At 70.1% G+C, this 24,565-nt stretch carries 27 protein-coding genes; 16 read left to right on the plus strand and 11 right to left on the minus strand.

Annotated features, from left to right (window positions below):
- Window positions 1-35: 35 nt before the first annotated feature.
- Entirely contained in the window at window positions 36-566 is a 531-nt protein-coding gene (locus ACQPZP_RS17415) for a YbaK/EbsC family protein (protein ID WP_433478648.1), read from the plus strand.
- A gap of 19 nt (window positions 567-585) precedes the next feature.
- Window positions 586-1,188, plus strand: coding sequence for an HD domain-containing protein (locus tag ACQPZP_RS17420; RefSeq protein WP_433478649.1), 603 nt, complete (start codon window positions 586-588; stop codon window positions 1,186-1,188).
- On the opposite strand, the gene ACQPZP_RS17425 is transcribed toward ACQPZP_RS17420, so the two are convergent.
- A complete protein-coding gene (locus ACQPZP_RS17425; protein WP_433478650.1) occupies window positions 1,152-2,258 on the minus strand; it encodes an FAD-binding protein in 1,107 nt (368 codons plus the stop codon). The genes ACQPZP_RS17420 and ACQPZP_RS17425 overlap by 37 nt on opposite strands.
- A gap of 34 nt (window positions 2,259-2,292) precedes the next feature.
- Window positions 2,293-2,754, minus strand: a complete 462-nt coding sequence (locus ACQPZP_RS17430; protein ID WP_433478651.1) for a MarR family winged helix-turn-helix transcriptional regulator — start codon at window positions 2,752-2,754, stop codon at window positions 2,293-2,295.
- 116 nt (window positions 2,755-2,870) lie between these two features.
- Here ACQPZP_RS17430 and ACQPZP_RS17435 point away from each other — a divergent pair, with 116 nt between their 5' ends.
- Together ACQPZP_RS17435 and ACQPZP_RS17440 are read left to right on the plus strand one after the other, a co-directional pair.
- Window positions 2,871-3,329 (plus strand): DoxX family protein, encoded by a 459-nt coding sequence (locus tag ACQPZP_RS17435; RefSeq protein ID WP_433478652.1) that lies wholly within the window; start codon window positions 2,871-2,873, stop codon window positions 3,327-3,329.
- A gap of 311 nt (window positions 3,330-3,640) precedes the next feature.
- Window positions 3,641-5,050, plus strand: coding sequence for an alpha,alpha-trehalose-phosphate synthase (UDP-forming) (locus ACQPZP_RS17440; RefSeq protein WP_433478653.1), 1,410 nt, complete (start codon window positions 3,641-3,643; stop codon window positions 5,048-5,050).
- On the opposite strand, the gene ACQPZP_RS17445 is transcribed toward ACQPZP_RS17440, so the two are convergent.
- On the minus strand, window positions 4,980-5,654 hold the full coding sequence (locus tag ACQPZP_RS17445; protein ID WP_433478654.1) for an ATP-binding protein: 675 nt from the start codon (window positions 5,652-5,654) through the stop codon (window positions 4,980-4,982). The two genes, ACQPZP_RS17440 and ACQPZP_RS17445, sit on opposite strands and share 71 nt — an antisense overlap.
- A 193-nt stretch (window positions 5,655-5,847) precedes the next feature.
- On the opposite strand from ACQPZP_RS17445, the gene ACQPZP_RS17450 reads away from it, so the two are divergent.
- Window positions 5,848-6,078 carry a DUF397 domain-containing protein gene (locus ACQPZP_RS17450; protein ID WP_433479625.1) on the plus strand — a complete coding sequence of 77 codons (231 nt, stop codon included), beginning with the start codon at window positions 5,848-5,850 and terminating at the stop codon, window positions 6,076-6,078.
- A 58-nt stretch (window positions 6,079-6,136) separates the two neighbouring features.
- Window positions 6,137-7,675, plus strand: a complete 1,539-nt coding sequence (locus ACQPZP_RS17455; protein ID WP_433478655.1) for an acyl-CoA synthetase — start codon at window positions 6,137-6,139, stop codon at window positions 7,673-7,675.
- A gap of 133 nt (window positions 7,676-7,808) precedes the next feature.
- Here ACQPZP_RS17455 and ACQPZP_RS17460 read toward each other — a convergent pair whose 3' ends face one another.
- On the minus strand, window positions 7,809-9,344 hold the full coding sequence (locus tag ACQPZP_RS17460) for a DHA2 family efflux MFS transporter permease subunit (RefSeq protein ID WP_433478656.1): 1,536 nt from the start codon (window positions 9,342-9,344) through the stop codon (window positions 7,809-7,811).
- 328 nt (window positions 9,345-9,672) lie between these two features.
- Window positions 9,673-10,305: a hypothetical protein gene (locus ACQPZP_RS17465; protein ID WP_433478657.1), complete on the minus strand. Its 633-nt coding sequence runs from the start codon at window positions 10,303-10,305 to the stop codon at window positions 9,673-9,675.
- Window positions 10,306-10,770: 465 nt separating this feature from the next.
- Here ACQPZP_RS17465 and ACQPZP_RS17470 point away from each other — a divergent pair, with 465 nt between their 5' ends.
- The gene (locus tag ACQPZP_RS17470) at window positions 10,771-11,661 is read left to right on the plus strand and encodes a helix-turn-helix domain-containing protein (protein WP_433478658.1); all 891 of its coding nucleotides are present in this window, start codon (window positions 10,771-10,773) and stop codon (window positions 11,659-11,661) included.
- A 47-nt stretch (window positions 11,662-11,708) separates the two neighbouring features.
- Here the strand turns inward: ACQPZP_RS17470 and ACQPZP_RS17475 are convergent, their stop codons facing one another.
- Complete coding sequence (locus ACQPZP_RS17475; protein ID WP_433478659.1) at window positions 11,709-11,915, minus strand: DUF397 domain-containing protein; 207 nt, start codon at window positions 11,913-11,915, stop codon at window positions 11,709-11,711.
- A 479-nt stretch (window positions 11,916-12,394) separates the two neighbouring features.
- Here ACQPZP_RS17475 and ACQPZP_RS17480 point away from each other — a divergent pair, with 479 nt between their 5' ends.
- Window positions 12,395-13,255 (plus strand): hypothetical protein, encoded by an 861-nt coding sequence (locus ACQPZP_RS17480; protein ID WP_433478660.1) that lies wholly within the window; start codon window positions 12,395-12,397, stop codon window positions 13,253-13,255.
- Window positions 13,256-13,280: 25 nt separating this feature from the next.
- Here the strand turns inward: ACQPZP_RS17480 and ACQPZP_RS17485 are convergent, their stop codons facing one another.
- Entirely contained in the window at window positions 13,281-13,658 is a 378-nt protein-coding gene (locus ACQPZP_RS17485; protein ID WP_433478661.1) for a nuclear transport factor 2 family protein, read from the minus strand.
- 58 nt (window positions 13,659-13,716) lie between these two features.
- Between ACQPZP_RS17485 and ACQPZP_RS17490 the strand changes: the two genes are divergently transcribed.
- Window positions 13,717-14,682: an RNA polymerase subunit sigma-70 gene (locus ACQPZP_RS17490; protein WP_433478662.1), complete on the plus strand. Its 966-nt coding sequence runs from the start codon at window positions 13,717-13,719 to the stop codon at window positions 14,680-14,682.
- 73 nt (window positions 14,683-14,755) lie between these two features.
- On the opposite strand, the gene ACQPZP_RS17495 is transcribed toward ACQPZP_RS17490, so the two are convergent.
- A complete protein-coding gene (locus tag ACQPZP_RS17495; RefSeq protein WP_433478663.1) occupies window positions 14,756-15,187 on the minus strand; it encodes a DUF4260 family protein in 432 nt (143 codons plus the stop codon).
- Window positions 15,188-15,415: 228 nt separating this feature from the next.
- Here ACQPZP_RS17495 and ACQPZP_RS17500 point away from each other — a divergent pair, with 228 nt between their 5' ends.
- The 4 genes from ACQPZP_RS17500 to ACQPZP_RS17515 all read left to right on the plus strand — a co-directional run bounded on the left by ACQPZP_RS17500 (window position 15,416) and on the right by ACQPZP_RS17515 (window position 19,087).
- Window positions 15,416-15,892 (plus strand): MarR family winged helix-turn-helix transcriptional regulator, encoded by a 477-nt coding sequence (locus ACQPZP_RS17500; protein ID WP_433478664.1) that lies wholly within the window; start codon window positions 15,416-15,418, stop codon window positions 15,890-15,892.
- A 94-nt stretch (window positions 15,893-15,986) separates the two neighbouring features.
- Window positions 15,987-17,078 (plus strand): NAD(P)/FAD-dependent oxidoreductase, encoded by a 1,092-nt coding sequence (locus tag ACQPZP_RS17505; RefSeq protein ID WP_433478665.1) that lies wholly within the window; start codon window positions 15,987-15,989, stop codon window positions 17,076-17,078.
- A 28-nt stretch (window positions 17,079-17,106) separates the two neighbouring features.
- The gene (locus ACQPZP_RS17510) at window positions 17,107-18,024 is read left to right on the plus strand and encodes an LLM class flavin-dependent oxidoreductase (protein ID WP_433478666.1); all 918 of its coding nucleotides are present in this window, start codon (window positions 17,107-17,109) and stop codon (window positions 18,022-18,024) included.
- A gap of 37 nt (window positions 18,025-18,061) precedes the next feature.
- On the plus strand, window positions 18,062-19,087 hold the full coding sequence (locus tag ACQPZP_RS17515) for a hypothetical protein (RefSeq protein ID WP_433478667.1): 1,026 nt from the start codon (window positions 18,062-18,064) through the stop codon (window positions 19,085-19,087).
- A gap of 23 nt (window positions 19,088-19,110) precedes the next feature.
- Here ACQPZP_RS17515 and ACQPZP_RS17520 read toward each other — a convergent pair whose 3' ends face one another.
- The gene (locus tag ACQPZP_RS17520; protein WP_433478668.1) at window positions 19,111-19,872 is read right to left on the minus strand and encodes an FkbM family methyltransferase; all 762 of its coding nucleotides are present in this window, start codon (window positions 19,870-19,872) and stop codon (window positions 19,111-19,113) included.
- Between the two features lie 70 nt (window positions 19,873-19,942).
- Here ACQPZP_RS17520 and ACQPZP_RS17525 point away from each other — a divergent pair, with 70 nt between their 5' ends.
- The 3 genes from ACQPZP_RS17525 (at window position 19,943) to ACQPZP_RS17535 (ending at window position 22,365) form a co-directional block, all read left to right on the plus strand.
- Window positions 19,943-20,536, plus strand: a complete 594-nt coding sequence (locus tag ACQPZP_RS17525) for a class I SAM-dependent methyltransferase (protein WP_433478669.1) — start codon at window positions 19,943-19,945, stop codon at window positions 20,534-20,536.
- A 145-nt stretch (window positions 20,537-20,681) separates the two neighbouring features.
- Complete coding sequence (locus ACQPZP_RS17530; protein WP_433478670.1) at window positions 20,682-21,128, plus strand: SigE family RNA polymerase sigma factor; 447 nt, start codon at window positions 20,682-20,684, stop codon at window positions 21,126-21,128.
- Complete coding sequence (locus tag ACQPZP_RS17535) at window positions 21,118-22,365, plus strand: hypothetical protein (protein WP_433478671.1); 1,248 nt, start codon at window positions 21,118-21,120, stop codon at window positions 22,363-22,365. Before ACQPZP_RS17530 ends, ACQPZP_RS17535 begins: the two co-directional genes overlap by 11 nt.
- Before the next feature lie 121 nt (window positions 22,366-22,486).
- Here the strand turns inward: ACQPZP_RS17535 and ACQPZP_RS17540 are convergent, their stop codons facing one another.
- Together ACQPZP_RS17540 and ACQPZP_RS17545 are read right to left on the minus strand one after the other, a co-directional pair.
- Window positions 22,487-23,635: an acyl-CoA dehydrogenase family protein gene (locus tag ACQPZP_RS17540; RefSeq protein WP_433478672.1), complete on the minus strand. Its 1,149-nt coding sequence runs from the start codon at window positions 23,633-23,635 to the stop codon at window positions 22,487-22,489.
- A 6-nt stretch (window positions 23,636-23,641) separates the two neighbouring features.
- Window positions 23,642-24,565, minus strand: a complete 924-nt coding sequence (locus ACQPZP_RS17545; RefSeq protein ID WP_433479626.1) for a hydroxymethylglutaryl-CoA lyase — start codon at window positions 24,563-24,565, stop codon at window positions 23,642-23,644.

Genomic DNA, 24,565 nt, shown 5'->3' on the forward strand with positions numbered 1-24,565 from the left:
GGGTGGAAGCCGCGGATCACGAGAGGGGAAGCACCATGGTCGGCACGCTCGACTGGCGACCGGCGAACGAACGGCGCGACCTGCTGGCGGACCCGGTCGCCGCCGCGATCGGCGGCCTGCCCGAGGCCGAGGCCGCGGAGATCGACCCGGACCTGGCCGACACGGCGGCCTTCTGCGAGCGCTACGGCGTCCCCCTCGACGTCAGCGCGAACTGCGTGGTCGTCGCCGCCAAGCGCGGCGGCGAGGTCTCCTACGCCGCCTGCATGATCCTGGCGACCGGCCGCGCGGACGTGAACGGGGTCGTCCGCAAGCACCTGGGCGCACGGAAGGTGTCGTTCGCGCCGATGGCCGACGCCACCTCGCTGACCGGCATGGAGTACGGCGGCATCACCCCGGTCGGCCTCCCCGAGGGCTGGCCCGTCCTGGTGGACGAGGCCGTCGCCACCGCCCCGCGCGTCGTCATAGGCAGCGGCCTGCGCAAGTCCAAGCTCCTCCTGCCCGGCAAGGCCCTCGCCGGCCTCGCCGCGGCCGAGGTCCTCGCCCTGGCCCAGTCCTCGGCCCAGTGACCCGCGCTAGGGTCCTGGAATGCCCTCTGACGCCCTGAACCGCGCGCTGGCTGACCCGGGGCCGCGTTCGTTGCCGGAGCCCGTCGTGCGCCTGCTGGAGGAGCTCGACGCTCCGCCTCGCCTTGCGGCCCACCTGAGGCTCGTCCACGATGTGGCCGCCGAGCTGGTCGCGTGGGCGGGTGAGCGTCACCCGTCGCTCGGCGTGGACGCGGAGGCGGTCCTGTTCGGCGCGGCCACGCACGACATCGGCAAGGCGCTGCATCCGGCCGAGTTGTCCGGGCCGGGCGCCGAGCACGAGCCGGCCGGCCACGCCTTTCTGCGCGAGCGCGGTGTCGAGGAGCGGCTGGCCCGTTTCGCGCGAACCCACACGTCCTGGGCGGAGCCCGACACCGGCATCGACGATCTGCTCGTCAGCCTCGCCGACAACGTGTGGAAGGCCAAGCGCGTCCCCGACCTCGAACAGCGTCTCGTGGAGGTGCTGAGCGCCGCGTCCGGCCAGGAGAAGTGGCAGGCCTTCATGGACCTGGACGATGTCTGCGACCGGCTCGCCGCCGGCGCCGACCGGCGGCTGGCCTTCCAGTCCGCCTACCCCGTCGGCGGCGGGACCGAGTCGACGGCGTAGCGGCTGCCGCCGGCCGCGGCCGCACGATCGAGCAGGGCCCTGTTGGCGGCGAGCATCTCCGCGACGGACGCGCAGCCCGGCGAGGCCGTGCGCAGGACGCTGAACAGGACCGGATCGCCTGGGACCGCCAGCATCGGCACGTGCCCGACCCGCAGGGCCTTGACGAGGATGACACCGCTGAGACCGAGATCCGCGGTGGTCATGGCCGCGAGCGTGGACTCGATCACGGCGGCGGCGCCCGGGCCGGGCAGGAAGACCATGCCCCACGGGTGCGGGCGGGCCCACTCGCCCAGCGTGATCAGCTCCTCGACGTCGGGACGCAGCCGGTCGCAGAAGTCCGCATAGGGGAGTTCCTCGATCTCCGTCGTGCCGGGCGGCGGCTCACGGCCGTCCCCGTAAAGGACGGCCTTGGCCTCAAAGGCCCAGCCCTGCTCCGACGGCTTGACCTGCCCCGAGATGTGCTCGGCCCGCGTCTCGCGCTGGAGGCGCAGGAGGTCCGCGGCGTCCCGGCACGGGATCGTGCAGCTCAGCACCCGCTCCGGTGCCGGGATGAGCCGCAGCGTCGCCGCGGTGATGACGCCGTGCCGGCCGATCCCGCCGCGTACGGCGTCGAACACCTCGGGCCGGACGCCGGGGGAACAGGTCACGAGCCGCCCGCCGGCGACCACGTCCAGGGCGAGGACGTTCTCGGCCTGCGTCCCGTGGAGGTGAGACGTCCCGCCTATGCCGCCCGCGGAGATCGTCCCGCCGACCGTCACGTCGAGGTGGTCGGTCAGGACGGGCGGGGTCAGCCCCAGCGGCAGCGTCGCTGCGAGGACCTCGCGCCAGCTCGCTCCCGCGCCGACGACCGCGTGATCCGCGCCGACCTCGTGGACGCCCGCGAGGCCGCGCAGATCGAGGGAGACTCCGGTGGTGAGGGACTGGCCGTGGGTCGAGTGCCCGAGCCCGCGCGGCACCAGGTCCAGATCACGCGCGGCGGCGTCACGGACGGCGGCGACGACGTCCTCCGCGGTCGCCGGCCGGACGCTCCGCGCCGGCGAAAGCTCGACGATCCCCCCGAAGTCGCGCATGCCCGGGCTCCCGCCGGTGGTGGTCTCCACCCGGCTACCGCCCCCGCAGCCGGGCGGCGACGCGGCCCAGCGCGTCGCCGAGCAGGTCGATCTCCGCGGGCGTCAGCACCTCGATCAGGGCCTCGCGGACGACGCGGCGGTGGCCCGGCCGGACCCGGTCCAGCGCCTCGGCGCCCTCGCCGGTCAGCTCCGCCCACACCGACCGCCGGTCGGTCTCGCAGCCCGTCCGCTTCACGAGCCCGGCCCGTTCGAGCTGCGTGACCTGGTAGGTGAGCCGGCTCTTCGACACCATCACCTCGCGGGCGAGGTCCGACATGCGCATCCGGTTGCCCTCGGCCGTCCGCAGCACCACCAGCACCTCGAACTCGGGGTGGGACAGCCCGCCGTCACGCTTGAGCTGCCGCTCGATCTCGTGGTCGATCAGGTGCCCGGCCGCCAGGAAGGCCATCCAGGCGCGCAGCTCGCGTGGTTCGAGTGGATCCCCCGCTTCGTCCATACGGTGATTCTAGTTGGCATGAAAACAGTCTTGAAGTTTCTAGATGGTCTGAATTTGAATCAATCTGCTAGCGTTCCGATCGTTCATGTTTGAACCTTCAACGAAGGAGACCCGGCATGCTCCCACTCCGCCGCTTCCCCGCCCTGCCCGACGCCGGCCTGCTCGTCGGCCGGATCGTGGTCGGTGTGATCTTCGTCGCGCACGGCTGGCAGAAGCTCACCGACCAGGGCCACTCCGCCGTCGCGCAGTCGTTCGAGCACCTCGGCATCCCGATGCCGGGGCTCGCCGCCGTCTACGGCACCTGGGTCGAACTGCTCGGCGGCGTCGCGCTCATCGCCGGCGTCCTGGTGCCGGTGGCCGGGGTGCTCATCGCCCTCGACATGGCGGGTGCGTTCTGGTACGTCCACATGGACAAGGGCCTGTTCTCCCAGGAGGGCGGCTACGAGTACGTGCTGGTCCTCGCCGCCGTTTGCCTCCTCTTCGCGCTCACCGGCGGCGGGCGCTTCTCCCTGGACGCCCTCTTGTTCGGACGCCGGCGCGCGGGCGCCCCTGAGAGGGAGTCCGTGAGCGCGTGATCCACCCCCGGCCTCCGCACGCCCGGCGTGCGGAGGTCGTGTCATTGTGTGATCTAGGTAACTTTTTCGTCCGTCCGGTCTGCGCGCTGTGACTGGCCGATCGACATCGGTCACCTGCCGGGAAAGGAATATGGCCCGCTCCAATCCGGGGGTCCGGCAGCCCCGCCCGCCTGACATCCGCCTTTTCAGGCATCGGGTCCTTTGCGTCGAAGTGACAAGATGTTCCCGATGACCGTTTCTGGGCATGAGTGATCACTGATAGTTCCTGGAGAGGCAGGTCGCAGGTGTCGCGCGGTAGTGAGTTCGTTGTGGTGGCCAACCGGCTTCCGGTGGACCGGAACGTCGGGCCGGACGGCGTCCCGCGCTGGCGGCGCAGTCCAGGCGGCCTGGTCAGCGCGATCGCCCCGGTGATGCGGCGCAGGCAGGGCACGTGGATCGGCTGGACGGGCGCCCCCGACGAGGAGATCGATCCCTTCGTCGAGGACGGCATGGCGCTCCACCCCATCGCCCAGTCCGCCGCCGAGGTCCGGCTCTACTACGAAGGCTTCTCCAACGCCACGCTGTGGCCGCTCTACCACGACGTCGTCGCCCCGCCCGTCTACGACCGGGCGATGTGGGACGCCTATGTCCGGGTCAACCAGCGGTTCGCCGAGGCGGCGGCGAAGGTCGCGGGGCGGGAGGCGATCGTCTGGGTGCAGGACTACCAGCTCCAGCTCGTCCCGCAGATGCTGCGTTCGCTGCGTCCTGACCTGCGGATCGGCTTCTTCCTGCACATCCCGTTCCCGCCGGTCGAGCTGTTCTGGCAGCTGCCGTGGCGGCGGCGGATCCTGGAGGGGCTGCTGGGCGCCGACCTGGTCGGCTTCCAGCTCCCGGGGGCGGCGGCCAACTTCGTGCGCCTCTGCACCCGGCTCCTGGACGCCCGGCACGTCAAGCAGGACGTCCAATGGGACGACCGGATCGTGCGGGCCAGGGCGTTCCCCATCTCCGTGGACGTGGGCGAGCTGAACGACCTCGTCGGGCGCCCGGAGGTCCAGGAGCGGGCGCAGGAGATCCGCACCGACCTCGGCGACGCGACCGTTCTGCTCGGCGTGGACCGGCTCGACTACACCAAGGGCATCACGCAGCGGCTCCAGGCGTTCGGAGAGCTGGTCCAGGAGGGCCACATCAAGCCCGGCCAGGCCGTGTTCGTGCAGATCGCGACGCCGAGCCGGGAGCGCGTCGAGCAGTACCAACTGCTACGCGACGAGATCGAGCAGCTGGTCGGGCGGATCAACGGCGAGCACGGCGAGATCGGGTTTCCGGTCATCCACTATCTGCACAGCTCGTATGACCGTCCCGAGCTGACCGCGCTCTACCTGGCGGCGGACGTGATGGTGGTGACCCCGCTGCGCGACGGCATGAACCTCGTCGCCAAGGAGTACGTGGCCTGCCGCAAGGACCTGCGGGGCACGCTGGTGCTCAGCGAGTTCACCGGTGCCGCCGCCGAGCTGAAGCGTGGCGCGTTCCAGGTCAATCCCTACGACATCGACGGGCTCAAGGGCACGCTGCGCGCGGCGCTGGACGCCGAGCCCGCCGAGCAGGCACGGCGGATGCGCTCCATGCGCCGCCGTGTCATCGAGCACGACGTGGACCGCTGGGCCCAGGACTTCCTCAGCGAGCTGGAGAATCCGGCGCGGTACGTCCCCGCGCAGCAGCCTGTTCACGCTGCGCTGGAGGGCTGACCCGCAGGTCGAAGGCCGCCCAGACGGCCTTGCCGCCGGTCGCGAGCCGCGCCCAGCCCCAGGCGTCGCTGATCGCGCCGACGACGAGCAGGCCGCGGCCGCCCTCCACGAACCGGTCCGGGTCGCACGGGACCGGGACGGGCGCGCGTCCGCCCGGGTCGGTCACCGACACGACCAGCCGCCGCGGGTGGCCGATCAGGACGAGCTGGATGGGGCACAGCGGCAGCGGCTGGGGGAGCCCCTCCAGGCCGTGCCGCAGCGCGTTGGTCACCAGCTCCGACACCGCGACGACCACGTCCCCGGCGGTGTCGGTCAGCCCCCACGCTTCCAGCGTGACCTGGGTGAACTCGCGCGCCGAGCGCGGCGCGGTGATCTCTGCCGGAAGCACCCGGCGCGCGGTGCGCGGGGTGCCCGCGTGCGGCGCGGGCCAGAGCCCGGCGAGACCGGGCGCGGCGACCGGAACGCTCGCGCGCGGGTTCGGGGGGACGTTCGGCCCGAGCGCCGGCGGCGCGTCGGGCCAGGGCGTGTGAACGGCCGAGGCGTGCCGCGGCCGGCCGCCCGCCATGGCGGGGGCTGCGACGTCGTCTGCCTGGTCAACGGTCATGGTCAAACCTCAGAGGCGTGCGGGGCGGTCACCGGCGAGCGTTCGCTATCTTGCTCCCCAAGTCGTGCAGATGCAAGACCGTCTGCATGAACGAATGCAAGAACGAATGCACGTGCATCTCGTACCATTGTGTGGGGTGGGGCGAGATCGCGGCCTCCCGCAGGGGAGGCCGAGACGCCTAGAGGGGGCGATGATGGACGGCCACCAGATGTCGGACGTCCGGCGTAACGGGCTCGTCTGGCAGAAGAGCCGGCGGAGCAACCCGTCCGGCAACTGCGTCGAGATGGCCGAACTCCCCACCGGGGAGATCGCCGTGCGCAACTCCAGGGACCCCGAGGGAGCGGTCCTCGTCTACACGCGCGAGGAGGTGGAGGCGTTCGTGGGCGGAGCCAAGGACGGAGACTTCGACCACATGCTCGTCTGACCGCGACACCAAACCGAATGGGATTCCATTCGCCCGTCCGTCCAGGTAGGTTGCGGCCATGCACCTGGGGCAGATCGCCGCACAGACGCCCGACAAGCCCGCCGTGATCATGGCGGGCTCCGGGCGGGTCGTCACCTTCCGGGAACTGAACGAGGAGTCCAACCGGCTCGCGCAGCTGCTCCGCGCGGAGGGGCTGCGCCCGGGGGACCACATCGCGTTCATGCTGGAGAACCATCCGCTCTACCTGGCCATCGCATGGGCCGCGCAGCGGTCCGGCCTCTACTACACCGCCATCAGCTCCCGACTCCAGCCCGAGGAGCTCGCCTACATCGTAGGCAACTGCGAGGCGAAGGTCTTCATCACCGGCGCGTCGATGGAGGCCGCCGCGCAGTCACCGCCGGACGTGCCGCTGCGCCTCATGGTCGGCGGCACGGCACCCGGCTACGAGCCCTATGAGGAACGCGTCGCCCAGCATCCGCCCACGCCGATCGACGACGAGTGCGAGGGCTCGGACATGCTCTACTCGTCCGGCACGACGGGCCGCCCCAAGGGCGTGAAACCGCCCCTGTCCAAGGCGCCGATGGGCGAGCCCGGCCCGCTCTACATGCTGATCTCGCACCTGTTCGCGGCCGACGCCGACTCGGTCTACCTGTCCCCGGCGCCGCTCTACCACGCCGCCCCGCTCCGTTACTCGCTCGTCTTCCACCGGCTCGGCGCGACCGTCGTGGTGATGGAGAAGTTCGACCCCGAGCAGGCGCTCGCGGCCGTCGAGAAGTACCGCGTCACGCACAGCCAGTGGGTGCCGACCATGTTCATCCGGATGCTCAAGCTCCCGGACGAGACCCGCGCCCGCTACGACGTGGCGTCGCTGCGCGTCGCGGTGCACGCCGCCGCGCCCTGCCCCGTGCCCGTCAAGGAGCAGATGATCGCCTGGTGGGGGCCGATCCTGCACGAGTACTACGCCGGCACCGAGGGCAACTGCTTCGTCTACACCGGCTCGGAGGACTGGCTCGCCCACAAGGGCAGCGTCGGCCGGCCCATCCTCGGCGAGGTCCACGTCTGCGACGAGGACGGGAAGGAACTGCCGCCGGGGGAGCCGGGCACGCTCTACTTCGGCAACGGCCCCACGTTCGAGTACCACGCCGACGACGCGAAGACGGCCGCGTCCCGCGACCCGTGGGGCCACGGCTGGACGACCCTCGGCGACGTCGGCTACCTGGACGATGACGGCTTCCTCTACCTCACCGACCGCCGCGCCTACATGATCATCAGCGGCGGGGTGAACATCTACCCGCAGGAGGCGGAGAACGTCCTAGCGGTGCATCCGAAGGTCGCCGACGTCGCGGTGTTCGGCGTCCCGGACGCCGAGATGGGAGAGGCGGTCAAGGCCGTCGTCCAGCCCCTCTCCATGGACGACGCGGGCCCCGGCCTGGAGGCGGAACTGATCGCGTACTGCCGCGACCGTCTCGCCCACTACAAGTGCCCGCGCTCGGTCGACTTCCGCCCCGAACTGCCGCGCCATCCGACCGGGAAGCTCTACAAGCGGCTGCTGAAGGACGAGTACTGGGCGGCGGCCAAGCGGCCTGCGACGGCCTGACCCGCCCTGAAAGGCGAAACCCCGGCCGGCAACCCATCCGGGTCCGGCCGGGGTCGGGGACGTCCCAGTGACGCCCTCAGCCTGCCCACGACCCCCGGCGTGCCGCGGCTCCGCGCCACGCCGGGGAGGCGGCTCAGTGCATCGGCATCGGCGCGTCGACCGCCGCGGTCTCCGGCTTCTTGCGCGGCAGCAGCAGCGCCGGCAGGAACGCCAGGAGCAGCAGCCCGGCCGAGTACCAGTAGGTGTGCTGGAACGCGTCCGCCATCGGCCCGGCGATCTTCTCCATGATCGCCGGCGGCACCTTCTCGGTGCTGCCGATCTCGCCGCCGGCCCCGCCGCCGAGCTCCGACGCCAGCCGGTTCGCCAGCAGCACCGAGATCATCGCGGTGCCGATGGACGACGACACCTGCTGGATGATGTTCAGCATCGTGCTCGCCCGCGGCACCTCGTCGTGGACGAGCGTCTGGATCGCGGCCGCCATGGTCGGCATCATCGTCATGCCCATGCCGAGACCCATCACGAACAGCGTCCCGCCGAGCGCCCAGTAGGAGGTGTCGGCCTCCAGGATCGCCGCGAAGCCCGACACCGACAGCACCACGACCACCATGCCGACGAGCACGACCCGGCCGGGGCCGATCCGGTCGGTCAGCTTGCCGCCGATCGGCATCGTGACCATCGCACCGAGCCCCTGCGGGGCCAGCAGCAGGCCGGACTGCAGGGCGCCCTCGCCGCGCACGGTCTGGTAGTACAGCGGCAGCAGCAGCATCGCGCCCATGAACGCGATCATGAACAGCACCATCGTGCCGGACGCGGCGGCCACCGAGCGGCGCTTCAGCAGCCGCAGGTCGATCAGCGGGTTCTGCGCGTTCAGCGCCCGGACCACGAAGCCGAGGGCCAGCACGGCACCGACGACCGTGAACACGAGGGGCTCGGTCTTCAGGAAGTCCTTCATCTCGGCCCCCCGGGCCACGCCGTAGATCAGCGAGGCCAGGCCGGGGGACAGCAGGATCAACCCGATGAAGTCGAGCCGCTCGGTCCGCTTCGGCTCGTCCCGCTTGAGGATCCGCGCCGACAGCAGCAGCGCGACGATGCCGATCGGCAGGTTGATGAAGAAGATCCAGCGCCACGACACGTCGTCGACGAGGTAGCCGCCGATGATCGGGCCGAGGATGGGGCCGAGCAGCATCGGCACGCCGACGATGCTCATCACCTGGCCGACCCGCTGCGGGCCGGCCGTCTGGGTCAGGATCGTCATGCCGGCCGGCATGATCATGCCGCCGCCGAGGCCCTGCAGCACCCGGAAGGCGATCAGCGACTCGGCCGACCAGGCGAGCCCCGCCAGCATCGAGCCGATCACGAACAGCGCGATCGAGATCATGTAGAGGCGCTTGGTGCCGAACCGGGCCGAGGCCCAGCCGGTGATCGGGATCACCGTTGCGAGCGCCAGCGTGTAGCCCGTCGCGACCCACTGGATCGTCGCGAGGGGGGTGTCGAACTCTTTGGCCAGGTCGTTGATGGCCACGTTGACGACGGTCACGTCCAGGATCGACATGATCGCGCCGAGGACGACGACGCCGGCCACGGCGAGCACGCCGCGGTCCAGCCCTCCGCCGGCGGCGGGTTCCTTCAGCGGGCCGTCCGCCGTCTTGGGAGACGCGGGTGCGGTCAACTCTCTTCCAATCGTCAGGGCCCGCATGCGGGCACGCGGGGGTTGGGGGGACGTCTCATGGGATACCGCCGCAAAATACTGCAGCGACTGACACTTTCGCGAACGATTAAACTTCGAGCGCTCCGGGAGTATTCCAGCAGGGTCCGACAAATCCGCCCTGCTCCGCGCCCTCCACCGTCCGACCTCCACCGCGGTCGAGGTCAACGAAGTGTGACGTACGCGACATCGGAACCTCCCTTCACGCCTGCGCACGATCAGACCGGCGCGCCGCCCGGAACTCATCGCGCCACGGAGAGAATCCTGTGTGAAGGGGCCCGACCTCGACGCGCTAGGCGACGTGTTCGCGGGGCGAGGAGTCAGACGATGCGAGCTGCAGCCCAGGCGGGGTGTGGACGAATCCCTGGCGTCGGCGTCCGCCAAGCAGGACCCTGACGCCGGGATGGTAGCTGCTCGGGCATATCCCGTCGTAGCCGTGCTTGACGATTCCCCAGTAGATGTCCTCGGAGACCACCAGCACCAAAGGTGAGGAACTCACCCGCAGGCAACGCTTCACCTTCGGCGAGTCCAGCAGCCGGCAGGCCAGGTCGACTGCCTCCCCGAAGGGGCCGTTGTCGTCTCGGTGAACCTCACCCGCATGCAGGACGGCCCGCATCCGCATGCAGTGGCCAGGGCGCTCGGCGTCGGGAACGCACTGGTTGTAGTCGGTGAGTCCACGGGTGAGCGCCGGGATCAGCCGGGACAGGAGATACGTCTTGGGCAACTGGTCGACCGGGTGGATCAGGGCCAGGACCCCGTCGCCGCGGTCCTCGAACGGATCGCACCACCGGTCCTCGATACCGGTGTCGGCCATCGCCTGCCGCAGCAGACAATAGATCTGACAGCGAAGTTCTTCTTTGACCGGGTTCGTGCGTAACGCGGCCGTCGAATTCTCAAGATCGACGACAAGGATGCTCCTGTGCACAGGGTGACTGCTCACCGGAGCGCCCCCAATCCCGCGCGACCGGCATGCCGCGCGCGTCCCCGCCTCCTGGCGGCGTGGCTCAGAGGCCGGACCACGTGATCATAAGGTCCGGACGGTGCCCATAGGAGACTTCGTCGTCTCGTGGGCCTTGCTCGTGCAGACCGTCCTCTGGTCATTCTGGAACGGTCTTGACGCGACTGTCGACCTCCATGGCCAAGCCCGGCTGGACATAGTTTGTGTCCTGATTAGTGATCATGCAACATGCATGGCCAGATGCACACTGGCGGGGAAGCCATTTGTGGCCTCGTAGGCGAGGTTCGCCACTCATACCTTCATCAGGAACATTTCGCCCACTTGGGCGTCGGCTCCTGTGGGGGCTGGTCTGCTTGACAACATTGGCCTAGTCTTGCCTTGCAAGTTGCATTGCAAGCCGCTAGGGCAGGATTGACGGGCTTGGAGGCAAGCGTGGCAGCAGTGCCGACGGTTCGCCAGCGGCAATTGGCCGCCGAGCTACGGCGGCTCCGGGAGGAACTCGGCCCCACGGCGGATGAGATCGCGACCCGCCTCGACTGGTCGCCTTCCAAGCTCAGTCGAATCGAGACCGCTCGTATCGGTGTCCGGATCTCCGATGTACGCCTCCTTCTCGAGTTGTACCAGGTGGACGAGATTCACAGGGGTGAGGTTCTCGCGCTCGCCCAGGCCGCGACCAAACAGGGGTGGTGGGCCGCACATCAGCAGGGCCTCTCCGAAAGGTTCGCGGCCTTCATCGCATTGGAGGACGAGGCGAGCGCCGCGTTGAGTTACGCCACCTACAGCGTGCCAGGGCTCCTCCAGACGAAGGAGTACGCCCACTGCACCATGGAAACGAGCAGAGTGATCACGACCGACACCCCGCGCGAGGTGGCCCGGCGGGTGGACATCCGGATGCGGCGGCAGCAATTGCTGCGAAAAGCCGAACCGCTAGAATTCTCCGCCGTCGTCGACGAGTCGGTCCTGCTGCGCCTCGTGGGTGGACGCGAAATCATGTGGCGGCAGATGCAGCGGCTGATGGAGCTTGCACAATTGCCCAACGTGGACATAAGAATTCTGCCACTGGACGTTCATCGTGAGCCGGTGATAGGGGAGTCTTTCACTCTTCTGAAATTCGCATCGGTTCCCGACATCCCGTTCCCTGACATCGCCTACATCGATAACTTCTCGATGGCTGCCGCAGAATTTCAGGACGATGGGATAACCGACATGTACGGGCGGGCATGGGAGGTGCTTCGATCCGTCTGCCCGTCGGCCGAGGAGTCCGTACTCCGCATCTCTTCCATCGCCCGCGAAAGATGGCAGGGGCAAGAGGGACGTGCCTGATGCCGATGGCCCCCCGCGCACTACGCCGAGGGGCCACATGCCGACCGTCAGCGCAGGTCGAGCCCGCCTTCCTTGATCGTCTTCAGGAAGGTCGCGAACTCGTCGCGCGAGAAGGCCAACACCGGTCCTTTGATTCCCCTTTTGGTGTCCCTGACCCCCAATGTCTCGGGGTGGAGCCGCGCCAACTCGACGCAGTTGGACTCATTAGTGCAACGTGAGCTCTTGCGCCAGGAGAATTCTTTTACTCTGTCCACGGGGTTTTGTTCTCTCTGTCATGTGCAAGCGGATCAGGTCGCCCCCGGACCTCCACGTCGCACGGCACGGCGACAAGGAGCACGTGGTCCAGGAGCGCCAAGGGCCGGAGGTGATCGCCACGGCCGAGACTTTTTCTAGTGCATGACGGGGTTGTGGCGCCCCACATTCGAGCAAGGTGTTATAAACCACTTCGCAAATACTCGGTGGGGCATCGGGGCATCATCAACTCATTCAGGTACGAAACCCCGCACGTCGCCCGACCTGACGCTCCCGCGGCCCGAGGTGGTGTCAGCCGGTCTCCCGCTCCTGGTGTTACCGCCGGGCGAGCGGCCGCCGGTGTCGGACAGCGACCTGATCCCCTTGCCCAGGGGCACGAACATGCCCGCGCCGCTGAGCAAGGCGATGCCGGGTGCGCTCGCTTCCGTGGTTTCGGCTCACCACGTAGGGTGACCCGGACAACACGCGGGAGGCCAGGCGGATGGACGCGGCGCGAGCGATTTCCTTGGTGGTGGAGTGGATCCGGTCTCGTAACCTGGATTACCCCACGGCGGGTTTGGAGGCGGACCGCTTCGAGGCCGGTTGGAGCGTGTATGCGCCGGTGGACGTCGACGAGAGCGATCCGATGGCATTTCTGGAAATGCCGGTTGGGCGGTCGGTCTTCCTGGTCGGTGACTCCGGTCGTATCGAGGAGGTGTCGTCCTCGGTTCCCCCGCGGCAAGCCCAGGAGCAGTTCATCGCGCGGGAACGCGGCACGCAGTACACCGGCGGCGGAAAGGGCGCCGACGAGTACATGGCCGAGTTCGTGCGGTGGCTTGAGCAGGACGGAGATCAAGACCAGCCGACCGCCGGCGAATTCAGCATTTCCGGCCGGCTCCTCGGCGACCCCGATGATCCTGAGGATCTGATCGGCGCGGAGACCTCGCTGCTGGTCGAGGAGATCGTGCGGCAGTTGGCCGTGCTCGGGCCGCCCGGGTGGGAGTGGCTGCGGGCGGAATTCGCATTCACCGTCTCCGCCGAGATCGCCCACCTGCGGTTCTCGTCCGATCATCGGCCGGTCGCCGTTCCGGTACCGGAATCGGTCGCCGCGCTCGTCCGCGACCAGCGGCGAACCGCGGCGCTGATGCCGGCCGGGCCGTGGTGGCGGCTGCTGCTGACGCTCACCGACCACGGTGAGGTGACCGTGGACTACGACTTCGGCGAAGGCCCCTTCCCCCACGACCAGCTGCTGCCGCCCGAGCATTACCGCAACGACCTGGAAGCGTATCCCCGCCCGCACGTGGCGGCATGGCTCATCCGGTACATCGCCGGACCGGACGCGCCAGACGATTCCCTCTACTAGCCCGCTCGTTCACCGGCCGGCCGCGTCAGGAAGTCCCCTGCGCACGGCGGCGGCGGAACTCCTCGAACGGAGTGCGGTCGAACACGAACCGGTTGTAGACGATCTTTCCGGCGCGGACCGTCATGCACTCGGCCGCCGGGGCGCTCTTGGCCGGGATCGTTTCGGCGTCGTACATGAGCATCGCCGTGGTGTCATCGCCGAACGCGGCGATCAGCTCCGCGCGGATGAGGAACCGCTCGGCGAACGGGGTGAGGAACTCCCGGTAGGCGGGCACGCCGACGAGGCGTCCGGCAGGGGCGTCGCACACGACGTCGTCGGCGAGGTAGCCCATCGCCGCGTCGACGTCCTTGCCGGTCCAGGCGCGGTGGTGGGCCAGCGCGATCTGCAATGCTGGGCTGGTCATGGTGTCTCCCTTCGGTGCTGCTTGTTACGACACCGGCGACCCGCGGAACGGAACGGTCGTGGCGGAAATCGTCTTCGAGGAGCTGGTCGCGGCGCACCGAAGGGAGCTGCTGCTGCACTGCTACCGCCTGCTGGGCTCGCTGTCCGACGCGGAGGACGTCCTGCAGGAGACGCTGGTGGCGGCATGGCGCGGTCTGGACACCTTCCAGGGCCGCGCGTCGGTGCGGACGTGGCTGTACCGCATCGCCACCAACCGTTGCCTCAATGCGCTGCGCGACCGCGGCAGGCGAATCCCGCCCGAGCCGGAACCGCCGTTCAAGCCGCCCGAGCCCAGCCGCCGAGGCGACGTGCCGTGGCTGCAGCCGTACCCCGACACCCTGCTGGAGCAGGTCCCCGACGCCGCGCCCGGCCCCGAAGCCCGCTACACGGCTTCCGAGGCGGTCGAGCTGGCGTTCGTCGCCGCGCTTCAGCGCCTCCCGCCGCGACAGGCCGCCGTCCTGGTGCTGTGCGACGTGCTCGGGTACCCGCTCGGCGAGGCCGCGCCGATGCTGGGCACCACTCCGACCGCCGTCAAAGGACTGTTGCAGCGGGCCCGGGGCTCACTCGACCGGCACCGCGGCGAGCCGCCCGCGCCGGGGACGGCGCGGGAACGCCGGCTGGTCCGCCGCTTCGCCGAGGCGTTCTCCGCCGACGACGTCGACGCGCTCGTCGGCCTGCTCACCGACGACGCATGGCTGGCGATGCCTCCCGCCCCGCACGAGTACCACGGTGCGGCGGCGATCGCCGCGTTCCTGCGGGCCAGCGCCGCATGGCGGGCGGGGCGCCGCCTGCGGCTGCGGCCGACCAGGGCGAACGGGCAGCCCGCGTTCGTCTGCCGTCTCGGCGGTGCCGTCGAACGTCCGGCCGGGCTGATCGTTCTCACGCTCCACGGCGACCGTCTCCGCGGTATCACCCGGTTCCTGGACGACGCGCCACTGCGCTACTTCGAACGGCCGCATGGTGACGGGGGAGAGGGCGTGGTGTGACCGCCACCGCCACCGGCGGCGAGATCAGCGGGACATCGGGGTGCGCTGGGGCCGGCGGCCCGGAGGCCGGGTGTCACCGGCGGCCGCGCTGAAAGCCGTCCTTGGTGCGCAGACCGTAGCCGAAGGCGCGGTCGAAGGAGATGTGGGCCAGCCAGCCGCACAGCCCGGCGAAGATCGGGGCCCAGGTGATGGGGCCGAAGGCGTAGGCGATCATCAGGGCGAAGGGGACCAGGGCACGGTGGGCCGCGTTGTAGAAGGGGACCGCGCGAGCCGGGAGCTGCCCGCGCTCCGTGTGCCGGGCGTCCCGCAGGCCGGCCAGGAAGGTCAGGTCGGGGGCGATGAAGAAGGCGAGGGCCGCCAGGACGGCGAGCCAGCCGTGGTTGACGCCTTCGAGGACGGCGAAGGCCGTCCAGAAGAGGGCCCCGGCGAACCAGGCGACGCGGATGGCGGTGCGGGCGGCGGTGCGGGCGCCGGAGAACTTGGCCGGGGCGGTGATGGCACTCATGGTCGATGACCCTCCGAAGCAGCGGCTAACGTCATTAGCCAACTTAAGGCTAATGAGGTTAGCCGTCAAGCTATCGACCACTTCGATCGATGCAGGCTCGGTGGGTGCGCCTGAACGTCCGACCGGTGGCGGCCGGCCGCGGCCCATCGCCAGGCGAACGGGTTGCGGCCCGGGCGGCGGGTAGTTCGTTGCACGAATTGCAGGGGCGTCCGGAGGTAGGCTGGTCGCGTGGCCAAGCAGGATGATGGGCGGATCGGGGTCGTGAGCGCGCTCGTACGGGGCACGTTCCTGGTGAATGCCGTGTATGCGCAGTCGGCGCGGGCGTACGGCATCACCTCGCAGCAGGGTCAGTTGCTGTGCGTTCTGATGGCGCAGCCGCGGGGGATGGGCGAGTTGGGGGCGATGCTCGGGCTCGCCAAGTCGAGCCTCACCGGCCTGGTGGACCGCAGCGAACGCAACGGCCTGGTCCGGCGTGAGACGGACCCGCAGGACATGCGTGCCGTGAGAGTCGCGTTGACCCCGGAGGGCAGCGCCCTCGTGGACGAGTTCTACGCGGAGACCTGCCGCCGTGTCGGCGAACTGCCCGCGGGGTTCAGTGACGCCGAACGCGACGCGCTCGCGGATCTGCTCGGCCGCATCGTGATGGACAACGAGGTTCCGATGGTGTTCGCGGAACCCGACGAAGGAGCCGCCCGCACGCCGTGAGACCGCGCCCGCAGGACAGGGGTTGCAGTTCGTAGTACGAACTACTATGGTTCGTACTACGAACTGCAATCTTTATATGTGGGAGTGTGGAACCATGGGTCGTACGGTCGTGGTCATCGGCGGTGGCTACGGAGGATCGGCGGTCGCCAAGGCCTTGGACGCCGAGGCCGACGTCGTCCTCATCGATCCCCGGGACGCGTTCGTCAACGCGGCGGGGGCACTGCGGGCACTCACCCAGCCCGGCTGGGCGGGAAACATGTTCTTCCCCTATGACACGCTGCTCACCCGGGGGACGGTGATCCGTGACCGTGCCGTCTCGGTCGACGCCGGAGGGGTCACCCTCGCCTCCGGTAGGCGTGTCGAAGCGGACTACCTGGTTCTGGCGTCAGGCTCGAACTACTCCTATCCGGCCAAGCCCGACGCCGAATCCACCGACGAGGCGCTGGACGCCCTTCGCGGCACCCACAAGGAACTGGCCGGCGCCAACAGGGTGCTGATCGCCGGTGCCGGGCCCGTCGGCCTCGAACTGGCGGGAGAGATCAAGGAAGTCTGGCCCCACAAGCAGGTGACCATCGTCGACCCGTCCGGGGAACTGCTCCCCGGCTACGAGGCGGAGATGCACCAGGACCTGCGCCGCCAGCTCGACGACCTCGGCGTGCGGCTGCGGCTGGGCACCGGCCTCGTGGCGCCGCCGCCGGCCGAACCCGGGCGGGCCGAGACCTTCACGGTCACCACCACCGGCGGCGAGGAGATCACCGCCGACATCTGGTTCCGCGCCCACGGCGTCCGGTTCAACAGTGACTACCTCGCCGACGGACGGCTCACGCCGCGCACGGCGCAGGGTCAGGTTCCCGTCACCGAGACCCTGAACGTCCACGGGCACGACCATGTCTACGCCGTCGGCGACATCACCGATCTCGCCGAGGTGAAGAGGGCCGGATACGCGATGCAGCACGCCGAGGTCGTGGCGCTGAACATCGGCGCGCAACTGCGCGGCGAGGAGCCCGATGCCGTCTACCGGGCCGCGTCCGCCCCCATGATCCTGCTCCCGCTCGGACCACGCGGAGGGGTCGGGCAGATGCCCACGCCCGACGGCCCGTCCGTCGTCCCGGCGACGACGGTCTCCGAGTACAAGGGCGCCGACCTGTTCACCGGCCGCTTCGCCGAGTTGTTCGGCGCCGCCTGAACACGCGCCCCGAACGAAAGGCAGAACGATGCCGGTACAGGAAGTCCTCTTCGGCTTCGGCGCGCACAGCGGGATCGACGACGGACCCGAACTGCTGCGCATGGCCCAGCAGGCCGACCGCGACGGGCTCGACATCTTCTCGCTGTCGGACCATCCCTACATCGGCGGGCGCCTGGACGCCTACGCGTCCATCGCGTTCGTCCTCGGGCGTACACGGCACATCGCCGGCTTCGCCAACGTCACCAACCTGCCGACCCGGCCGGCCCCCATGCTCGCGCGGACGGTCACCACGCTGTCGTCGCTCTCCGGCGGCCGCGTCGTCCTCGGCATGGGCGCCGGCGGGCTGTGGGACCGGATCTCCGACATGGGGGTGCCGCGGCTCTCGCCGGGCGATGCGGTGGAAGCCTTCGAGGAGGCGATCGTCCTGGTCAAGAAGCTGTCGGGCGGCGGCCCGCCGGTCACCTACCACGGGCGCCACTACCGGGTGGACGAGATCGAGCCCGCACCCGTCGCCGCACCGCCGGTGTGGACGGGTTCGGTCGGCCGGAAGTCCCTCGCCGTCACCGGGCGGGTGGCCGACGGCTGGCTCCCCGGCCACGCGGCGGACTGGCTCAGCGAGCGCTACCGGACGTCGCGGCCGGTCATCGACGAGGCAGCGGCCGCCGCGGGCCGCGATCCGGGGGAGGTCCGCACGGTCTTCAACTTCCCCGGGCGCATCACCGATCGGCCTGAGCCAACCACGCGGGACCGCGACGGCCGCTGGATCGGCGGTTCCGCCGACCAGTGGGCGGAGGAGCTGACCGGGGCGGTCCTGGAGCACGGCGCGTCGGGATTCGTCCTCTTCTCGCCGAGGGGCGGCACACCGGATCCGGTCTCCGCCGGCCGCTGGGCGCAGGAGATCGTCCCGGCCGTGCGCGAGGCGGTCGCGAAGGAGAGCGCCGGGTAGGACGCGGTCCGTCCCGGCCCGGCACTAGCATGATCGGATGTCGCAGACGACGGGGATCGCCGGGTTCGCCGGGCAGCCGAGCGACCTGGCCGAATGCCGGGCCGGGACGGACCTGATCGGCCGGGACGAGGTACAGGCGTTCCTGCAGACGATCACCGACCCCGATGCCGCGCTGGCGGAGCTGACCGCGTTGCTGGAGTCCGGTGACGTGTTCCGCACCGGGATGATGGCGTTCGTGTGCGGGGTCCTGGTCGAGCGGGGCGGCACGGTGACGGTTCCGGTCGACACGGTCCTCAAGGTCGCCGAGCGCGGGCTGCACCTGGCCAAGGACTTCACGGCGCGGGGCGGGGCGAGCGCCGAGGACGAGCTGTTCCGGACTTCTCCCGACCTCGTCAGGGCCCACCACGCCCTGCCCTTCGTCCTTCTCGCGGCCATGACGATGCTCAGCCGCGACGTCCGGGCGCGGCAACGGCTGCGCGCCCGGCCGCATGTCGCCGCGCTCGTGGAGGAGCTGCAAGACCACTACGAAACGCTCTACTACGTCCAAGAGGTCCTTTCTCTCCTGGACGACCGGGAGATCCTGCTGCTCGACCCGCGCAACCGCCGCGGCTTCGTCCTCGGCCTGACCGGTGTCCAGGACCGGATGTACCACTTCTTCGCGCTCGCCCAGGACGCCCTGCTCCGCCACGCCGGACCCGGCTACCTCGGTGCCGAGCCGACCGATCCGGCCGTCGTGCGCTACGCCCGTAACCACGGCCTGACCGCGCAGGACCACCAGGCGGCCGGTGATCTGATCGACCACCAGCGCCTCGGATTCCACTACCCGGGAGCCGGCGCGAAACCGGCGTTGTTCTTTCCCGGCTCGGCCTCCTTCGACGCCGTGCCGGTCGTCAACGGCGTCCCCACCTTGTTCCTGGACGAGAAGTCCATCCACGCCCAGTGGGCGCCGGCCAACATGTACCCCGTTCTGCACGAGGCTCTGGAAGCCCGCGTCAGTCTCCGCGAACTGGACTCCGACGACGTGGAGGCCCGGTTCGCGTCCTTCGCGTCGCGCTCAGGCTGAGCGCACCAGCCCGACGGAGCCCGTCAATCACCGGCTCTGCGGAGCCGGGCGTAGACGTCGCCGGACCGTCCGCGCGGACGGATCCTCTCCAACTGCCGCCGCAGCTCGGACGCCTCCAGCCAGCGCGGGGCGGCGAACCGCATCGTCTCGATGGGGGAGTAGTTGTAGACGTAGCCGCCCGCCGTCTCGCCGAGCCGCTCCACGAGGCGCAGCGCCTCCATGGAGGCGTCGTGCGCCGACGGCACGTACTCGAAGGACAGGGCGGGCACCGGCCGGGAGAGCCCCGCCAGCACGTCCGCCTCGAAGCCCTCGACGTCGATCTTGCAGAAGGCCGGGACGCCGTGCACCGCGATGAGCTCGTCCAGCGTCGTGACCTCGACCTCGACCGACCGGTCCCACTGGACCCGGGCGAAACTGCTGTCCTTCGTCACCGACTTGATCCAGCCGGGCGACATCGAGGACACCGTCGGCGTGGCCGTGGACATCGCGAGCCGCGCCCGGCCCGGCTTCGTCCCGGCGGCCCCGGCGACGATCGCGACGTCCTGGTCGCGGCCGAAGAACAGCCGCAGCACCCGGAGGCAGTCGGGCTGCGGCTCCACCGCGACCACACGCGCCCCGAGCCGCCGCCAGACACGCACCCGTCCGCCCACGTGGGCACCGATGTCGAAGGCCACGTCACCTGGGCCGAGGAACTCGCCGTAAAGGCGCATCGCGCGCCGGTGCTTTCCCGGAATCCCGTAGTACATGACCAGCGACCGGGCGATCCCATACGCGCGCAGCAGCATCCGCCGACCCTATCGCGCCCGCCCTCGCACCGGACGGATTCCGCGCCCCACGTCGGGGAACGTCCCCGGCGTGGAGACGAGACCGTGGACCTCGGGCGAGCCCACCCGATCGCCCTTCGTCCTGCCGAGCGGGCTGCGGGGACGCCTCGCTGGGTGCGTCATGTTCTGGACGAACAGGCAGGACGAGGTCGTCGCCCTGCTGGGCGTCCGGCCGGGCGAGGACGTCCTGGAGATCGGGTACGGCCCGGGTGCCATGATCCGCCGCCTCGCCGGCACCCCCGCCGGGAGGGTGTGCGGCGTGGACCCGTCCCCGGAGATGCGGAAGATGGCCCGCAGACACGCGCCGCGGGCCGACCTCCGCCTCGGCACCGCCGCCGACACCGGATTCGGCGACGCCGAATTCGACTGCGTCGTCTCGGTCAACAACGTCGGGATCTGGCCGGATCTCGAAGCCGGTCTGGACGAACTGCGCCGCGTCACCCGTCCCGGCGGCCGCGTGGTGATCGCCTCGCACGGCGGCAGACGCTCGACCATGCTGGCCCGCCGCCTGGCCTTGCCGGACGACAAGCTCGACCGCATCGCACACGAACTGCGCCGCCGCTTCTCCGGCGTCACCCGGCGCGACCTCTCCGACCTCACCACTTTCACGGCCCATCGCCGCTGACGCGGCCGGGATGGTTCAGCCGTGCAACAGATTCGAGGGGTCAGGCGTCCTGGGAGTGATGGAAGGGACGGCCTCTTGGACGACGACGGCGTGACGTACGAGGAGTTCGTGGTGACGGTCTCAGGCTCTGCTGCGCTACGGCTTTGTGCTCACCGGCAACGCCCACGATGCGGCGGATCTCTTACAGGAGGGGCTGATCAGGTTGCGCGGCGCCTGGGGGCGGGTCGCGAACAAGCACGATCCCGAGGGGTACGTCCGGAAGATCATGGCGCGGCAGCACATCAGCATGTGGCGGCGGCGAAGGCGCGAGGACCTGGTCGGCGAACTTCCGGAACGGCGCTACGACGACCCTGGCCTGGACCGGGCCGAACATGATCCGCGGCTGTGGGAGGCGCTCGCGATGCTTCCGCGGCGGCAGCGGGCGGTGCTGGTGCTGAGGTACTACGAGGACCTCTCGGACGAGGAGATCGCCGGGACGCTCGGCATCTCGCGCGGGACGGTCCGCAGCCAGGCCGCTCGCGCGCTCGGCAAGCTTCGCGCGGACCGGCGCCCGGCCGTAGCGTCCACGGCGGGAGGCCACCATGACCGATGATCTGGACCGTGCACTTGATCTGGACCGTGCGCTCCGTGGCACGCTCGCGACCGTGGCGCGGGAGGCACCGGATGTCGCACCGGGCCTCCTGGGGCAGGTGGAGGAGGGATATCGGAGGAGACGGCGGCGCCGGGCATCGGCCGCCGCGCTGGCCGTCGCCGTGATCGTCGGCGCGACAGGCGCGGGCGGACTGCTCGCGCGATCCGGCGAAAGGCCGCCGGACGTTGCCAAGCCCGGCAAGCTCACGCCCGTGTCTCTGACCGGCCTGGGGAGGCCCGTCAAGGTGAGCGAGCGATGGCCGGACGCCGTCCGGAGCGTCCCGGAAAGGCTGCCGAGCGGGCGCGCGCTGCACCCGATCACGATGCTGGACGACGGCACCCTGCTTGCGTCGACCACATCGTCGTTCGAGGTCACCGACAAGCTGTGGGCGTACGACCTCAAGGCGCACAAGGCCACGGTCGTCACCGACGTCGTGGTTCCAGGTCATTCGAAGATCTACGCCTCGGACTTCACCGTCGGGGACGGCCGGGTCGTCTGGTGGCTGTCCTACGAGAAGGGCGGGATCACCACGGTGGAGATCTGGGGTGCGCCCGTCACGGGCGGCGCGGCCCACAAGATCGCCGGAATGCCGGGTTCGGACCTGTCCAGGCTGCTGATCGACGGCGGGAACGTCGTCTGGTCCATGGGGAGCGGCACGTACAAGGCGTCCCTGTCAGGTGGATCGCCGGAAAGACTCCCCGGCACGGAGGGCTTCACGATCATCTCCTGGCCTTGGATCGGGTCGGGGGCATCCGGGGAAAAGGTCGGCGACGTCCGATACCGGTTGCTGCGCAACGTCCAGACCGGAGAGCGGCGCAAGGCCGTGCTCGCGCCGGTCAAGGGCATTTGGGCGTGCGCGGTGACCTGGTGTGTCAGCGGTCCCGCGCCCGGCGTCGTCTACCACGGGGACATGTACACGGCCGTGCAGCGCAGGGACGGCACGGCCGGCCGGTCGCTCCCGTACAACGACTTCATGGAGGGCGTCCTGTACGACAGGTTCCTCCCCTATCAGCCGAGTGGATTGAAGTCGAGAAACCATCTCCTGTACGACCTCAAGACCGGCAAGCTGCTCGACACCGGGGTCAGGAAGGACGACCACGGGATGGCGCCGGGCCCACGGCGCGACGCCCGCGACCCGCTGATCTTCCTGTCCGGCAAGGACGGGATGAAGCTGATCGACCTCTCCAGGATCCGCTGACGACGCGGCCGGGAGAGCGGGCCGGATGCCGGGCCTACAGGGCTGGCCCGGTGACCGGCGCTCCCCGGTGCGGCGCCGTTCCCGGCGGCCGGTCCGTGACCCGGGCCGGCCGCCGGACCGGTCAGGACGGGGGGAGGCCGAGCGCGCGGGCGATCAGCATGCGCTGGACCTCCGAGGTGCCCTCGCCCACTTCGAGGATCTTCGCGTCGCGGTAGAAGCGGCCGACGGCGTACTCGTTCATGAAGCCGTAGCCGCCGAAGATCTGGGTGGCGTCGCGGGCGTTGTCCATGGCGGCATTGGACGCGACCAGCTTGGCGATCGCGGCCTCCTTCTTGAACTGCTCGCCGGCCAGCATCTTCGCGGCGGCCGCGTAGTAGGCGAGGCGGGCGGTGTGCGCACGCGCCTCCATGTCGGCGATCTTGAACTGCATGGCCTGGTAGTGGCCGATCTCCTTGCCGAACGCCTCCCGCTCGTGCACGTAGTGGAGGCTCTCGTCCACGCAGCCCTGGGCGAGGCCGACCGACAGTGCGGCGATGGCGATGCGCCCCTCGTCCAGGATGCGGAGGAACTGCGCGTAACCCCGTCCGCGCTCGCCGACCAGGTTCTCGGCCGGGACGCGGACGTCGTCGAACGACAGCTCCCGCGTGTCGGACGACGACCAGCCGACCTTGGAGTACTTGCGGCCGACCGTGAAGCCCGGAGTGCCGTTCGGGACGATGATCGTGGAGATCTCGTTCGGGCCGGTGAACGCGGTCACGGTCACGAAGTCGGTGATGTCGGTGCCGGAGTTGGTGATGAACGCCTTCGAGCCGTTGATCACCCAGGAGTCGCCGTCCAGCCGGGCCGTGGTGCGCATGCCGCCGGGGACGTCGGAGCCGCCGCCCGGCTCGGTCAGGCCGAAGCCCGCCAGCCTCTCGCCGGAGGTGAGCCGCGGCAGCCACCGCTCCTTCTGCTCGGCCGAGCCGAAGCGGTAGATCGGCATCGCGCCCAGCGACACCCCCGCCTCGAGCGTGATCGCCACCGAGGAGTCGACGCGGGCCAGCTCCTCCAGGGCCAGGCAGAGGGCGAAGTAGTCGCCGCCCATGCCGCCGTGCTCCTCCGGGAACGGCAGCCCGAACAGCCCCATCTTGCCCATCGCGGCGACGATCTCGTACGGGAACTCGCCGCGCTCGTACAGGTCCCCGATCACCGGGGCGACCGTCTCGCGGGCGAACCGCTCGACCGTGCGCCGCAGTTCCTCCTGCTCCTCACTGAGCGTGAAGTCGATCATTAGGGTTCACTCCGATTCCGGTGACAGGGCCTGGACGACGCGGGACGGGCTGGGGCGGCCGAGCCGGCCGGCCATCCAGCGGCTGGTGGACACGAGCTTGGCGAGGTCGACGCCCGTCTCGATGCCGAGGCCGTTCAGCATCCAGACGAGGTCTTCGGTGGGCAGGTTGCCGGTGGCGCTCTCCGCGTACGGGCAGCCGCCGAGGCCGCCCGCCGAGGCGTCCACGACGGTGACGCCGGCGCGGAGCGCGGCAAGGGTGTTGGCGAGCGCCTGCCCGTAGGTGTCGTGGAAGTGGACGGCGAGCCGGTCGGTGCCGATGCCCGCCGCGCCCAGCGCCTCGATGAGCGCGGTGACCTGGCCGGGTGTGCCGACGCCGATCGTGTCGCCGAGGCTGAGCTGGGAGCAGCCCATGTCCATCATCCGGGACGCGACGGAGACCACCTGCGAGATGGGGACATCGCCCTCCCACGGGTCGCCGCACACCATCGACACATAGGCGCGCACCCAGAGGCCCTCGGCGCGCGCGCGTTCCACGACCGGGGCGAACATCGCGAGGGACTCGTCCACGGTCCGGTTCAGGTTGCGGCGTGCGAACGTCTCGGTCGCGCTGCCGAAGACGGCGATCTCGGTGATGCCGTTGGCGAGTGCCCGGTCGAGACCCCGCTCGTTCGGGACGAGGACGGGATACCGCAGTTCGGGTGAACGCGGCAGGACGTCCAGCAGCTGCTCGGCGTCGGCGAGCTGCGGCACCCACCTGGGGTGGACGAAGCTGGTGGTCTCGATCGTGCGCAGCCCCGCGTCCGCCAGCCGGGTCACGAACTCCGACTTGACCTCGACGGGGACGACCGCCTTCTCGTTCTGCAGCCCGTCCCGCGGCCCGACCTCGTAGATCGTGATCCGCCCGGGGAGCCCGGAGAGCGGTACCGGCAT

Source organism: Spirillospora sp. CA-142024 (genome assembly GCF_050942325.1).
Classification (GTDB): domain Bacteria; phylum Actinomycetota; class Actinomycetes; order Streptosporangiales; family Streptosporangiaceae; genus Spirillospora.